The organism is Pseudomonas khavaziana, from assembly GCF_036704165.1.
Classification (GTDB): Bacteria; Pseudomonadota; Gammaproteobacteria; order Pseudomonadales; family Pseudomonadaceae; genus Aquipseudomonas; species Aquipseudomonas khavaziana.
In genome coordinates this window covers 1252083-1265756 of sequence record NZ_CP129946.1, presented here as the reverse complement: position 1 = coordinate 1265756, position 13674 = coordinate 1252083, and the positions used below count along the sequence as shown (strand labels likewise).

The 13674-nt window shown below is 60.9% G+C and carries 10 protein-coding genes; 4 read left to right on the top strand and 6 right to left on the bottom strand.

All coding sequences use genetic code 11. The annotated features are described in order from the left end of the window. Positions 1–26 precede the first annotated feature (26 nt). Together QYQ93_RS05590 and QYQ93_RS05585 are read right to left on the bottom strand one after the other, a co-directional pair. Positions 27–800 (bottom strand): OmpA family protein, encoded by a 774-nt coding sequence (locus QYQ93_RS05590; RefSeq protein WP_043050537.1) that lies wholly within the window; start codon positions 798–800, stop codon positions 27–29. 213 nt (positions 801–1013) lie between these two features. Next, positions 1014–1658: an MBL fold metallo-hydrolase gene (locus QYQ93_RS05585; RefSeq protein ID WP_338476488.1), complete on the bottom strand. Its 645-nt coding sequence runs from the start codon at positions 1656–1658 to the stop codon at positions 1014–1016. Between the two features lie 165 nt (positions 1659–1823). Here QYQ93_RS05585 and QYQ93_RS05580 point away from each other — a divergent pair, with 165 nt between their 5' ends. Genes QYQ93_RS05580 through QYQ93_RS05565 form a run of 4 tightly spaced genes read left to right on the top strand, consistent with a single transcriptional unit; the run spans position 1824 to position 5260 of the window. Then, positions 1824–2417 carry a paraquat-inducible protein A gene (locus tag QYQ93_RS05580; protein ID WP_043050535.1) on the top strand — a complete coding sequence of 198 codons (594 nt, stop codon included), beginning with the start codon at positions 1824–1826 and terminating at the stop codon, positions 2415–2417. Then, entirely contained in the window at positions 2414–3058 is a 645-nt protein-coding gene (locus QYQ93_RS05575) for a paraquat-inducible protein A (protein ID WP_043050534.1), read from the top strand. The genes QYQ93_RS05580 and QYQ93_RS05575 overlap by 4 nt, the downstream gene beginning before the upstream one ends. Further along, positions 3039–4688 carry an intermembrane transport protein PqiB gene (locus QYQ93_RS05570; protein ID WP_043050533.1) on the top strand — a complete coding sequence of 550 codons (1650 nt, stop codon included), beginning with the start codon at positions 3039–3041 and terminating at the stop codon, positions 4686–4688. Before QYQ93_RS05575 ends, QYQ93_RS05570 begins: the two co-directional genes overlap by 20 nt. Before the next feature lie 14 nt (positions 4689–4702). Then, on the top strand, positions 4703–5260 hold the full coding sequence (locus QYQ93_RS05565; protein WP_422394053.1) for a PqiC family protein: 558 nt from the start codon (positions 4703–4705) through the stop codon (positions 5258–5260). Positions 5261–5273: 13 nt separating this feature from the next. On the opposite strand, the gene QYQ93_RS05560 is transcribed toward QYQ93_RS05565, so the two are convergent. The 4 genes from QYQ93_RS05560 to QYQ93_RS05545 form a co-directional block, all read right to left on the bottom strand. Beyond that, the gene (locus tag QYQ93_RS05560; RefSeq protein ID WP_338476486.1) at positions 5274–8003 is read right to left on the bottom strand and encodes a LuxR C-terminal-related transcriptional regulator; all 2730 of its coding nucleotides are present in this window, start codon (positions 8001–8003) and stop codon (positions 5274–5276) included. A 244-nt stretch (positions 8004–8247) separates the two neighbouring features. Next, positions 8248–9612: a DUF1329 domain-containing protein gene (locus QYQ93_RS05555; protein WP_043050531.1), complete on the bottom strand. Its 1365-nt coding sequence runs from the start codon at positions 9610–9612 to the stop codon at positions 8248–8250. Between the two features lie 42 nt (positions 9613–9654). Continuing rightward, on the bottom strand, positions 9655–11514 hold the full coding sequence (locus QYQ93_RS05550) for a DUF1302 domain-containing protein (protein WP_043050530.1): 1860 nt from the start codon (positions 11512–11514) through the stop codon (positions 9655–9657). Between the two features lie 334 nt (positions 11515–11848). Further along, entirely contained in the window at positions 11849–13531 is a 1683-nt protein-coding gene (locus QYQ93_RS05545; RefSeq protein ID WP_057021539.1) for a fatty acid--CoA ligase, read from the bottom strand. Between the last annotated feature and the right edge of the window lie 143 nt (positions 13532–13674).

Here is a 13674-nt window from a genome sequence, read left to right as displayed (position 1 = left end):
ACGGCGCCCTTTTTAGTGAGCAGGGTTTATTGGTACTGCTGGTATGGATTGCCCTGGAACTGGTTGTTCTGCTGTGGCACCTGCTGTTGCTGGCCCGGCTGACCGTACTGCTGGCCGGGGATAGGGCCGAGGTTGACCTCTACGCGACGGTTCTGGGCACGTCCATTCACGTCGGCGTTGCTGGCAATCGGGTTATCCGGGCCGGCACCGCGGGCGCTCAGGTTGGCAGCGCTGACGCCCTGGGAAGTCAGGTAGTTGGCCACGCTCTGGGCACGACGTTGGGACAGGTCCATGTTCAACTGGCGGCTGCCGGTACTGTCGGTGTAGCCGACGATCTGGATGGTGTTCTGGTTGAACTGCTTGAGGGAGTTGGCCAGGTTGTTCAGCGGCTGGTAGAAGCTGCTGGAGATAGCGTCCGAGTTGGTGGCGAAGGTAATGTTGCCCGGCATGATCAGCTTGATCTGGTCGCCCTGGCGCTGCACTTCGACCCCGGTGTTGGCCATGCTTTCGCGCAGTTTTTTCTCTTGCTGGTCGGCGTAGTAACCATAACCAGCGGCGCCGGCACCCGCGACGACTGCGCCAATCAGCGCGCCCTTGCCACGGTTGTTATGGTCGATGGCCGCACCAGCCAACGCGCCGGCCAGCGCACCCAGGCCGCCGTACTTGGCGGTCTTGCTCATACCGCTTTCGGAACCATTGCTGGCCTGTCCCTGGCTGCCGTCATATGGATTAGGTGAAGCGCAGCCAGACAACAGGGCTACGGCGGTAGCGACAACAAGCAGACGACGCGGAGTAAACATGAAGGGAAGCTCCTACTTTTGCATTCTGAGATGCAGAGGACATTGGCAATGGACCTGTGCCGAGTTTGGAACACGACCAGCGGTAAAAATTCCGTGGTCGCCGCCCATGCTGTAACAAAAGGTTAGCCAATGTCACCGCTACAGGAACCGTAGCAGACGCAGGCAGAAAACGACCTGGGTTTTTACTGCAGCGCTTGTCAGACTCATCGACCATCAAGCGCGCACGAAGGGATTTTCCCGCATCTCGTCGCCCAGGCGGGTGTCCGGCCCATGACCGGTGACCACCGTCGCGCCTTCGTCCAGCGTATACAGGCGCTGCTTGATCGAACGCACGATTGTCGCCTGGTCGCCGCCCCATAAATCGGTGCGCCCCACGCCGCGCCGGAACAAGGTGTCACCGGCAATCAGCAACTTGGCATCGGCAAACCAGAAACTCATCGAACCCGGCGTGTGCCCTGGTGTGTGCAAAGCCACGCCACAACCGCAGGCCAGTTCCTCGTCATCTTCCAGCCAGCGGTCCGGCGACGGCACCGGGACATAGGGCACGCGAAACATCTGGCACTGCATTTCCAGGTTATCCCAGAGGAATTGATCTTCTTTATGCAGGTGCAGCGTCGCGCCGGTCTTCTCCTTCAACTGCCCGGAGGCCAGGAAGTGATCCAGATGGGCATGGGTGTGGATAATGCTCACCACCTGGAGGCCCAGGGCATCTAGACGCGCCAGGATCAACTCAGGGTTGCCGCCCGGGTCGACCACAATGGCTTTTTTGCTGATCGGGTCACCGATGATGGTGCAGTTACACTGCAACGGGCCGACGGGGAAAGTTTCGCGCATCAACGGGCTTTTCTGGTTGTGCATGGGGGTGTTCCTGCAAGCTCTATGGCATTCCAGACACAGTATGGTTGACCTTGCCCCAGATCTGGAAGGCATCGAATTTGCGTTGCATCAGATGCTAAGCTACTCAAGCGCCATCGAACCCAGCAACAGCCAGGACCGCAGCGTGTCGCGTTTGGAGCAAGACGTATGGCGAATCAACAACAGGTCATCTGCGAACACTGCGACTGCGTGTACGAAAAAGTCACGCTCGCCAAACATCAAACCGCCCTGTGCGTACGCTGCGCGGGCGTACTGCAGCGCCATAACGGCCTGACGGTGCAACAACGCCTGGCCCTGACGGTAACCGCAGCGGTGTTGTGGACCTTCGCCAACTTTTACCCGGTGATGAGCATCAGTCTGCAGGGCTTGAAAAACAGCGCGACGCTCTGGGATTCGGTGGTGGCGTTGAGCCTGGGGCCCATCACGTTTATTGCGTTGGTGGCGGCGATTTCCATCATCATCGCGCCGGTGTTTCAACTGCTGTTGCTGATCTGGGTATTGAGCTTCGCCCTGGCCGGCCGGCGCTCGCCGGCGTTCAAGCTGTGCATGCGCTGGCTGGAAGCCCTCAGGCCCTGGAGCATGCTGGAAGTCTGCCTGCTGGGTGCGATGGTCGCGGTGTTCAAGCTGGCCGGTATGCTGGATGTGATTCCCGGCACCGGCCTGTTTGCCCTGGCCGCCCTCAGCCTGTTGCTGATCCGCATTGCCGGGCGCGATGTGCGCGACCTGTGGGACACCGTATGAACTCACCGCCCACCGCCCGCGAGCTCAACCTGTGCCTGTGCCACACCTGCGGCCAGGCCTGCGACATGCTTCAAGAGCCCACCGAGTGCGACCGCTGCGGCGCGCCCTTGCACCGGCGCAAGGTTCAGTCCCTGACCCGAACCTGGGCCTATATGCTCACCGCCCTCGCCTTTTATGTACCGGCCAATTTACTGCCGGTGATGAACACCACCATGCTCGGCTCGGGGGCAGACAGCACCATTATGAGCGGCGTGCTGGAGTTCTGGCAGCATGGCGCCTGGGACATTGCCCTGATCATTTTCATCGCCAGCATCGCGGTGCCGGGCATCAAGTTCGTGTCACTGGCACTGTTGCTGGTCACCGTGCAGCGCAACAGCCTGTGGGCGCGCAAGGAGCGCTCCAAGCTGTTTCGGTTTATCGAGCTGATCGGCTACTGGTCGATGCTCGATGTGATCGTGGTCGCACTGGTGGCCGCGCTGGTGAAGTTCCAGGCCCTGGGCACGATCGAGCCGCGCCTGGGCATTCTGTTTTTTGGTTTGGTGGTGGTGTTTACCATGCTCGCGGCCATGAGTTTCGACCCACGGCTTATCTGGGGAAACCCACACTATGAGGAGCGTTCGGATGACGCCACACGACGTTGACACCCCGGCAGGCAAACCTGCGATCAAAACGCGTCGCTTCAGCGTTTCACTGGTGTGGATCGTGCCGATTGTCGCTGTGCTGGTGGGCATCTCGCTGGTAATCCACAGCGTCATGCAACAAGGCCCGACCATCACCCTCAACTTCAAGACCGGCAGTGGTCTGGTCGCCAACAAGACCGAAGTCAAATACCGCAACGTGGTGATTGGCCAAGTCACAGGCGTCGCATTGAGCGATGACCAGAAAAGCGTCAACGCCACCGTCGAGTTGTCCAGGCAGGCGGAAAGTTTCACCCGCGAAGATTCCAAGTACTGGGTGGTGCGCCCACGTATCGGCGCAGGCGGCGTATCCGGTATCGACACCCTGCTTTCCGGTGACTACATCGGCGCAGACATCGGCCAATCCGAAACCCGCGCCAAACAGTTCACAGGCCTGGAAAATCCGCCGCCCATCACCTACGGCGAGCCAGGCAAGCGCTTTACCCTGCATACCCAGGGCCTGGGGTCGCTGGATATCGGCTCCCCGGTCTATTACCGCAAAATCCCCGTGGGCCAGGTGGTGGCCTATGAGCTGGACAGCGAAGGCAAGGGCGTGAATATCGAAATTTTCGTGCATGCGCCCAATGACCTGTATGTCACCGAGAACACCCGCTTCTGGAATGCCAGCGGTATCGATTTGAGCGTCGGCGCCAATGGCTTTGCGTTGAAGACCGAATCCGTGTCGTCCATGTTGATGGGCGGAATCTCCTTCCAGGCCCCACCCTACAACCCCAACGATAAGCCAGCCGAGGAAAACCGCGGTTTTGAATTGTTCGAAGACCAGCAAAGCGCCCTCGCCCCGCCCAATGGCAAGGGGCAATACATGGTCCTGCGCTTTGACCAGGCTCTGCGCGGGTTGAAAGTCGGCGCGCCGGTGGAGTTCCTCGGCGTCGAGTTCGGTAAAGTGGTGTCGATCAACCTGGATTTCGATACGAAGAAACGCAGCTTCCCGGTCAATGTCGGCATCGTGATCTATCCGCAACTGCTCGGCGAAGCCCACACCAAACTGCTCAAGGCCATGAACAATAACCCTGACGATGAGGCGGCTGGCGTGCGCCTGATCGGCAGCTTCATCGAAAACGGCCTGCGCGCCCAGGCTCGCAGCGGTAACTTGCTGACCGGCCAGTTGTACATTGCCCTGGACTTCTACCCCAAAGCCGAGAAAGTCGCCTTTGACCCCAACCAACGTCCGGTTGGCATTCCCACGATCCCCGGCAACCTGGAACAGTTGCAGGAGAAGCTCGAAGGCATCGTCAACAAGCTTAGCCAACTGCCTGTCGAGCGCATCGCCGGCAACCTCGACGCCAGCCTGGTCGAACTGCGCAAGGGGCTGGCGCAATTCAACGCCAAGACGCTGCCGGGTGTTCAAACGACACTGGCCGACGTGAGCAAGACCCTCCAATCAGCCAGTTCTACCCTGGCCGAAGACTCGCCGCAGCGTGAACAACTGACCCAGACCCTGGATGAATTGGCGCGCATGTCGCGCTCCTTGCGAGAACTCTCGGATTACCTTGGCCGGCATCCAGAGTCGCTGATTCGCGGTCGTCCCGATAACGCCGCGCCGACCGACCTGCAAGGACCACCGCGCAAATGACCATTGGAGCCGCCATGACGCTGCCGTTGAAGATCACGTTGCTGACCTCCCTGCTGCTGCTCGCAGCGTGTCGCAGTGAACCCATTGCCTTCCACACCCTGACCCCGGCGCACTGGAGCAACAGCTCACGAGCGGATGCCGGCGGCGTGCGCATTGACAGCATCAGTGTGCCGCCCCAGGTTGACCGCGCGCAGATAGTGGTGCGCCAGGGCGACAGTGGGTTGGCGATTCTTGAAACCCAGTGGTGGGCTGCCAGCCTCGCCGACGAACTGAGGAGCGCGTTGGTGGATCAGTTGGCCAACAGCAATCCGCAGCAGGCTGTGGCTTTGCGCGTTGAAGTACAGCGTTTTGACTCGGTCCCCGGGCAGTACGCGTTGCTCGACGTGCGCTGGCGCCTGCGGCAGGTCAACGGCGATCACCCGGCCCTGACTTGTCGCAGCACCTTGCAGTCACCTGCAGGGCCGAGCATCGACGAGCTGGTGTTGGCGCACCAGAACAACCTCAAGCGTTTCGCGGCGTTGATCAATCAGACGGTCGACACGTCACTCAAAGGCTGCCCCGCCGTGCAATAAACGGGCGATGCACTCAGGCCAGCAGGCCCATGGACTTGGCTCGCGCCACCGCCTGGGTTCGGCGCTCCACGCCGAGCTTGCTGTTGATATGGCTGGCGTGGGTCTTCACCGTGTGCAGGGAGATAAACAGCTGGTTGCTGATTTCCTGGTTCGAACAGCCTTGGGCAATCAGTTGCAACACCGCCAGTTCCCGCGTGCTCAGGGTTTCTTGATGAGGCGAGGTTTCGACCACTCGAGCTTGAGGCAGCAGCGCCAGCAAGCTCTGGTTCAGCAGGCCCTGGGCCTCCTTGCCCAACTGCTCGCGCATCCAGTCCGGGTGACCCTCCAGCAACCGCTGAAACGGCTGTAGCGCGCCGCCCGCGCCAGCTTCAAGTGCGCGAGCCAATACCGTCCTGGCCTTGGCCTCCTGGCCACACTCCAGCAGGAGCTGCACCTGCTGGGTCAGGGCCATCAGGGCAATCATCTGGCGCCCACTGTCATGGGCCTGTTGCGCCAGTCGTTCGAGGCGTTGCAGTGCAATGTCTGGCTGATGGCGCGTGGCATCCAGGGCAGCTTGTTGCAGCTCGATATGCTGCGGCAAATGCGGATGAAACTCCGGAGCGGCTGCGGCGTGCTCGCCGTTGTAGGTCTGCCCGAGCCGGGCCAGCCAGGCATCGGCCAAGTCAGTGCGCCCCTGGGCCAGCCACAATTCGCATTTGATCAGGGTGATCATCGCCAGGTAATAGATCGGCGGCACGTCCCAGATATGCATCAAGCGCTCGGCCTCGGCCAGCTCGGCAAAGGCATTGGAAAAATCGCCGCGCCGGCCTTCGAAGTTGGCGATCACGCAATGCCCGATCAGCACGCTGATGTCTCGGCAGGCGCGGGCTTCGGCCAGGCCGGCGCGCAAGCGCACAAGGCCGGCTTCGGGTTGGTAACGCGCCAGCAGCAGGTAGCCTTCGTAAAGCGATAACCGCGCGCGCACGGCGTACAGCCGTTGGGGCGCCAGGCCGTGCAGGCGCTCCAGGCCCTGGCGTACTTCGTCCAGGGAGCGCAGGATCTCGCCCCGCGCCTGCAACACCCGGGCCCGGTCGTAATGGGCCAAGGCTTCAAACAGTGGGTTACCGACGCGCTGCGCCAGTTCCAGGGATTCGCGGTTCAGGCCCCGGGCGCGCCACAGGTCGGCATCGACTATGGCCAGGTTGGAAAGGGTCGACAGGCACATCAGGCGCTGGCCGTAGCGCTTTTGCGGCAGGCTTTCCAAGGCCTCGTTGCAATAGCGCTGGGTCAGCTCGCGGTCCCCGCGCCCACGGGCAATGATCCCGCTCAGTGCCAGCCATTGGGCCAGCATGGATTTCTGCGCGGTGGCCGATGGCGCCGGCAGGAAGCGGCTGAGGTAGCTGGACAGCTCCTGCGCCGCATCCAATTGGCACGCCAGCCCCAGTGCCCAGCTATACAGCACGATCAAGCGCGGTGTGCTGATCAGCAGGCTGTCGGGCAAGTCCATCTTCCAGCGCAGCAGCATGCCGACATTCTGCTCCGCCAGCAGCTGCTCTTCGGACAGGTTCTGCACCAGGTTCGCCGCCACATCCAGGTGACCGGCCCGCAGCGCCTGCTCCACCGCTTCGTCGATCAAGCCTTGGGCGTTGAACCAACGGCAGGCGCGCAAGTGCAAGCTGGCCGGCGGCAAGGTCGCGCTCTTCTCGCGGCGGGTACGCAGCAGGTCGGAAAACAGATGGTGATAACGGTACCAATGGCCTTGCTCATCCAGCGGCACCAGAAATACCTGGTGAGCCTGCAGATAACGCAGGATTTCTGCGCTGTCATGGGCTTCACGCACCGCGTCGCACAACTCGCTGCAAAAGCGCTCCTGGGAGGCCGTGTCGTACAAGAACCCTTGCACCTCCACGGGCAGGCAATCGATGACTTCTTCGAGCAAATAATCGCGAATAAGCCCTTCGCCACCGTGCAGGCTCTGGGGCAAGGCGCCGTCACTGCCAGCTTCGGAGGCCGCCAGCAGCCAGAAGCGCAGCCCGGCGACCCAACCCTCGCTACGGCGGATCAGGTTTTCCAACGCCTCGCCGCGCAGTGCACTGCTGTGCCCATCCAGCACGGCCAGGGATTCGTCATGGGTCAGGCGCAGGTCTTGCTCATGCAGTTCCAGCAAGTGCCGCGACAGGCGCAGGCGCGCCAGGTGCCAGTCGGGGCGCTGCCGACTGGTAACCAGTACCACCAGGCCATCGGGCAAATGATTGAGGAAAAACTGCAGGCAGCGATCCAGCACCGGGCCCTGGGCCAGGTGGTAGTCATCCAGCACCAGCAGTAAAGGCGAACGCATGGACAGGTGCACCGCCAGCTCGTCGAGCAGGCCATCGAGCCACTCTTCAAAGGCAAAGGGTTGATGGCGCTGGCGCATTTTCAGCAAACCCAGGGACTGGGCACCCAGTTGTGGAAAATATTGCTGCAAGCCATCCAGCAGTCGCTCAAGGAAGCGGCCGGGGTCGTTGTCACGTGGGCTTAGGCCCAGCCACAGGCTTTGCCAATGGGCCGGCAGGCCCTGGCAGAACTCCACCGCCAACGAACTCTTGCCGAACCCCGCAGGGGCGCAGACCAGCAACAGTCGCCCGTCCAGGCCGGCATTCAGGCGTTCGCACAGGCGCGGGCGCAGCACGTAGCCGTCAGGTAGCGGGGGCCTATAGAAACGGCCTTCCAGGGTCGGCATCACCACGCTGGCAGGCCCTTGGATTCGGGACAGATCAGTCATCGCCGGGCTCTTGTAGAAGGCTGTTGTCGGCATTGCAGATGTCCGCAGACTAGCGGTAAAAGCGGCGGGATTGTAGATCTTTGCAACAATTGGCTGAAAAAGAACTGCGACAAAAAATATCTCGCCCAGACTCCTGGGAAGAAGTAGGAGCGAGCTTGCTCGCGAAGCACTCAAAAACAACGCGCCCATCCAGGATGGGCGCGTTATCGTTGACGACCTTCGCGAGCAAGCTCGCTCCTACAGGTTAGCGAACACCATCCTGGCGCAGGGCTGCCGGGGTGAAGTCGCTGGTGGTGGCGGTGAAGCCGAAGTCATAGGCCTGCTTCTCTTCGTTCTTCATGCCCAGGGCCAGGTAACGGCCGGACTGCAGGTCGTAGAGGGTTTCCAGGGCGTACCACGGCACTTGCTTGTCGTAATAGTTCTCGGCATGGGCTTCGGCGACGCGCCACAGTTGGCCGCGACCGTCGTAGTGGTCGATCACCGCCGCTTGCCAGGTGTCTTCGTCGATGAAGAAGTCACGCTTGGCGTAGATGTGGCGCTGGCCTTCCTTCAAGGTGGCGACCACGTGCCAGACACGGCGCAGCTCATAGCGGGTCAGGTCCTGGTTGATGTGGCCGGCCTTGATGATGTCGGCGTACTTGAGCTTGGGATCGTCGATCTTGTAGCTGTTGGAGGCGATGTAGATTTCTTTCTTGCCTTCCAGCTTCCAGTCGTAGCGATCCGGCGCACCGTTGTACATGTCGAGGTTGTCGGACGTACGCAGGCCGTCAGCGGCAGTACCCGGCCCGTCGTAGGACACTTGTGGCGCCCGGCGCACGCGGCGCTGGCCGGCGTTGTAAACCCACGCCGAACGCGGCTCCTTCACCTGGTCCAGGGTTTCGTGCACCAGCAGTACACCACCGGCCAGGCGGGCCGGCGCGGTGACTTGCTGCTTGAAGTAGAACAGCACGTTGCCCGGGTTTTTCGGGTCGAAGTCCTTCATTTTGTCGCGGAACACGAACTGGTCGCGGAAGTACACCAGGCTGTAGGAACCGTTGGTTTGCGGGGTGGCTTGGGTGACCAGACGGGTCACGCTGCCGCCGCGATAACGGGTGATGTGGTTCCAGATGACTTCGACGCCACTTTTTGGAATCGGGAAGGGTACGGCGGTCTCGAAGTTTTCCAGGCCGTTGCCGCCGGACACCAGGTTGGTGGTGGTAGCGTTCTTCTTGATCGAGGCAAATACATCAGCCGGCACGGTGGCACCGCGATGGGTCGGGTACACCGGCATCTTGAAGCTGTCCGGGTAACGCTTGAACATTGCGTACTGCCCGGGGGCCAGCTTGTCCTTGTACTGCTCGACGTTCTGCGCGGTGATGGTGAACTGCGGTTGTTCACTGGCGTATGGGTTGGCCAGGAACCCCTTGGCATCCACGGCGCCGGCATTGGTGGGCAGTGGTGACCATTTAGGAATGGTGCCAGCCGCGTTGCCCGCCATCTCGGCGCCCATCGGGGTCAGGGTCGTGCCGAGCTTGGCGGCTTCATCCGCCGAGACTGCGGCCATGACGTTGCTCGCCAGGATCGACAGCCCAAGCACACCCACGTGCAACAGACTTTTAGTTATTTTCATACTCTGGTCTTCCTGAATACATGCCACTTGAAAAGAGTGTGCTTAGAAGTTGGCGCCGAAACTCAAGGCGACGAAGTCGCGGTCATCCACAGTGCTGAACTTGCCACCAAAGAAGTTGGTGTAGGCCAGGCTCGCGGTGTAGGTGTTCTGGTATTCGGCATCCAGGCCCAGGCTGACCGCCTTGCGACCTTCTTCGAAGTTACCGCCAGGACCTGGCGAGTAACCCTTGACGTCATGGGACCAGGCCACGTTGGGCTTGAGGTTGACGCCGGCGAACACGTCCGGGTATTCCCAGATGGCACGGGCGCGGTAGCCCCAGGAGGTTGCGGTGGTGTAGCCGTCGTTGTTGCAGTTGGTGTTCAGGCCGGCAGCGTTGGGCAGACCGGCGCCGTTGGCGGTGGAGTTGTTAAGCGCGGCACAGAAGCCACCCGGCAAGGTGCCTGGGCCGAACACTGGATCGCGGCCATAACGCGCCTGGGATTTGCTTTCCAGGCCGCCAACATGGGTCACGCCGATTTCACCAACCGTGGTCAGGCGGCTGGCGCCCATGACCTGGTCGAAGAAGTGCGTAAAGGTGGTCTGGAACTGGGTGACTTCCTTGCGGTTGTAGCCATGCAGATCCTGGCCGGGCGAACCCTTGAGCACGGAAGCATTGCCAAAGCCCGGAATCGGCGTGACACCGGCAAACAGAATGTCAGTGGTGCTCAATTGCACCGGCGCATTGGGGCGGTAGCTCAACTCACCGCTCCAGGCGGTGCCTGTAGGCAGCGTGGTGGAGAAGCTCAAGCCATACAGGCGGATATCTTCAGGATACTCGACGAAGTAGTTCGAACTGCCGGCCACGATCAGCGGACGCAATGCACCCAGCGGGCCCAAAGGACGGGTATAGGCCGCCGATGGCGCACCCTGTGCACTGAAGATCGGCGCACGGCTGTGGTAGTTCATGAAGTAGGCGCCGAACTCGGTGTCCAGCGGCTCGAAGTTGTAGTGCATGGCCACGCCGAACTGGCCGCTGTCCCGTGCGTCACGGTCCGGCCCACGGCGCACCAGCACGCCCTCGCTGTTGACGTCCACACCCAGGGCACCCAAGGTCGGCAAGGCTGCGGCCGGTATGGTCGAGCGCTTGTTCAGTACCCGCAGGTTATTGCTGCAACCATCGGAGATCACGTCCGGCTGCGAGAAGAAAGTGCCGCAGTTATCGGTGACGGTCTGGTCCCACTCCAGCTGGTAGAACGCCTCGGCCGACAGGTTGTCAGTGAGCGTCTGGGACACATAGAACATGTTGACCGGGATCAAGCCTTCCTTGATCTCGGCGCCCGGACGACGGAACGCCGACACGTCGATCGGGTTGATGGAGTTGATGCCACCGCCGATGAAGGTACTTTCGCCCCAGCTCACCACTTGCTTGCCAAAACGCACCGAACCCGGCGCATCGGCAATCGAGTAGTTGTGGTAGACGAACGCATCGAGGATCTGCCCGCCCGAAGACTTGGCGCCTTCCTTGCGGTTGTTGTCGCTGATGTCCTTGAACTGACGGCTTTCGTCCTTGAGTTCAAAGTCGTACCAGTACTTGCCACGCACAAACACACCGGTGTCGCCGTACTTCAGTTCCAGGTCGTGGATACCCTTGAAGATCTTCGAGAACGTCTCGCCGCGCTTGAAGTTCAAGTGACCGTCATCGGAGGTCTGGGACAAGCCCTTGCCACCGTTGTTGGCACCGATCAGGTCGCGGTTGGGCTTGGCCGTGGACCAGCTTGCCCCGACGGAAAGCGACGAATCAAAACTCCCTTCGATTTCACCAATGTTGAAACTGACGCCGAATGCGGGCCCGGCGAGCGTAGAAGCGAGACTGACGGCCAGGGGCAGTCTTGCCCGGCGCCAGAACTGGTTTACTGAGGTCATCGACGCTACTCCATGTGCATTTTATTGTTATGGCAGTGAGTTCTGCGGCTGGATGCATGTAACGGCCGGAATACAACGATTCCAATGCCGCACGACAACCGGGCCCCCATGGCCCGAAGCACAACATCCTTGAAAAACTCTGAAAGGGACTATAGCCAGCGGTAGGTATCGCTTGATCCCTCTAAAGTGTGATTTGCATCACCAAGCCGTCTGCCACAACCCTTTCGCCACGCCGGCGAAGGCCGGCGCGAGAAGGATGGCTGAAATTCGGTAAATCACAAGTAAAGCCGCAAGATAGAGCGTTGCCGCGCCCGAACGGGCGCGGCGAGGAGCATTAGAGTGTAGACAGGAATGTGCTGTTGTTGGCCTGCCATTCGATGATGTCGATACGGATACGTTTTTTGTCGAGCTTTCCTACGCTGGTCTTGGGAATTTCAGTAACAACGGCGATCTGGCTCGGGATCGCCCACTTGCTCAAATGCCCCAGTTCGACGAAAGGCTTGAGATGCTCCTTGAGCTCTCGTGCACCAATCACATGGCCCTCATGCACCACCAACAAGGCGAATGGGCGTTCGCCCCATTGCGGGTCGGCAATGCCCACCACTGCGACTTCGCGAACCGCCGGGTGGCGGCTGACCAAGTCTTCGAGAGCCAGGGACGAGATCCATTCGCCACCGGTCTTGATCACATCCTTGATGCGGTCGCGGATATCGATCACGCCGAACGCATCCAGCGTGGCGACGTCGCCGGTGTGCATCCAGCCGCCGGCCCATAGCTCGGCACCCTTTTGAGGCTCGTTGTAATAGCCCTCGGTGAGCCAGGGCGCACGCAGTACCAGCTCGCCCTGGGTTTCGCCGTCGGCAGGCAGGAAGTTGCCGTTCGTATCCATGATCGCCGCCTCCACCAACGGTCCGGGCACGCCGGCCTTGATGCGATACGTGGTGCGCTCGTCTTCGCTGCCAGCCATCAGTTCGGCATTGAGGTGGGCGCAGGACACCAGCGGCCCGGTCTCGGACATGCCGTACGCGGCGGTCAGTTGAATGCCTCGGGCCTTGGCCGCTTCGTACAACGAGCGGTTAAGGGCACTACCGCCGATAACGATTTTCCAACCGCCAAAATCCACACCCTGGGCGGCCTTGGCGTTGAGCACCATTTGCAGAATGGTCGGCACGCAGTGGGAAAACGTGACCTTCTCCTTGCGCCACAGCTCCACCAGGTATTCAGGGTCGTAGCGCCCGGGGTAGACCTGCTTCAAGCCAAGCATGGTCGCCACATAGGGCAGGCCCCACGCGTGTACGTGAAACATTGGCGTGATCGGCATATACACGTCGTTGGTGCCCAACAGGCGCACGCTGTCGACACTGCCCATGATCGTCGCCACACCGATGGTGTGCAGCACCAATTGGCGATGGGTGAAGTACACACCCTTTGGGTTACCGGTGGTGCCGGTGGTGTAGAAGGTGGTGGCGACGGAATTTTCGTCGAAATCCTCGAAGTCGTACTTGGGGCTGGCAGCGGCCAACAGGGTTTCGTACTCACCCACCAGATTGGGTAGCTCGCAGGTCTTGGTGTCACCATCGGTAATCAACAAGGTCTTGTCGACCGTGGTCAACTGCCCGGCGATGGCCTGGTAGAGCCCCGCAAACTCACTGTTGACCAGCACGAAGCGGTCTTCGGCGTGGTTCATGGTGTAGAGAATCTGTTCCGGCGACAGGCGCACGTTGATGGTGTGGATCACCGCGCCGATCATCGGGATGGCGAACATGCATTCCAGGTAACGGTGGCTGTCCCAGTCCATTACAGCCACGGTGTCACCGGCCTTGACCCCCGCTTCGGTCAACACATTGGCCAGGCGCGCAACGCGCTCGATCAGCGTTGGGTAGGTATAGCGCAGCTTGTCGCGGTAGATGATTTCGCGGGTCTTCTCGTAGCGCGTCCCGGACATCAGCAGGCGTTTGATCAACAGCGGGTATTGGTACGCGCCTTCGGCGGGCGGGATAACTCGGGTCTGCAACATACGAATCCCTTTAATGACTGCACGGTCTTGGCTTGAAGACTTGCACTGTAGAGGGCTTATGTTTCAGCCAAATCAGCCAAAGGAATGATTTGCAGACCTGAGCAAATGCCAGATGTGGGAGGGGGCTTGCTCCCGATGGCGGC

Coding starts and splice junctions, on each gene's coding strand:
- QYQ93_RS05585 (WP_338476488.1), bottom strand. CDS start 1,658: ATGCACAACCAGAAAAGCCCGTTGATGCGCGAAACTTTCCCCGTCGGC.
- QYQ93_RS05565 (WP_422394053.1), top strand. CDS start 4,703: ATGACGCTGCCGTTGAAGATCACGTTGCTGACCTCCCTGCTGCTGCTC.
- QYQ93_RS05545 (WP_057021539.1), bottom strand. CDS start 13,531: ATGTTGCAGACCCGAGTTATCCCGCCCGCCGAAGGCGCGTACCAATAC.
- QYQ93_RS05570 (WP_043050533.1), top strand. CDS start 3,039: ATGACGCCACACGACGTTGACACCCCGGCAGGCAAACCTGCGATCAAA.
- QYQ93_RS05580 (WP_043050535.1), top strand. CDS start 1,824: ATGGCGAATCAACAACAGGTCATCTGCGAACACTGCGACTGCGTGTAC.
- QYQ93_RS05550 (WP_043050530.1), bottom strand. CDS start 11,514: ATGACCTCAGTAAACCAGTTCTGGCGCCGGGCAAGACTGCCCCTGGCC.
- QYQ93_RS05575 (WP_043050534.1), top strand. CDS start 2,414: ATGAACTCACCGCCCACCGCCCGCGAGCTCAACCTGTGCCTGTGCCAC.
- QYQ93_RS05560 (WP_338476486.1), bottom strand. CDS start 8,003: ATGACTGATCTGTCCCGAATCCAAGGGCCTGCCAGCGTGGTGATGCCG.
- QYQ93_RS05555 (WP_043050531.1), bottom strand. CDS start 9,612: ATGAAAATAACTAAAAGTCTGTTGCACGTGGGTGTGCTTGGGCTGTCG.
- QYQ93_RS05590 (WP_043050537.1), bottom strand. CDS start 800: ATGTTTACTCCGCGTCGTCTGCTTGTTGTCGCTACCGCCGTAGCCCTG.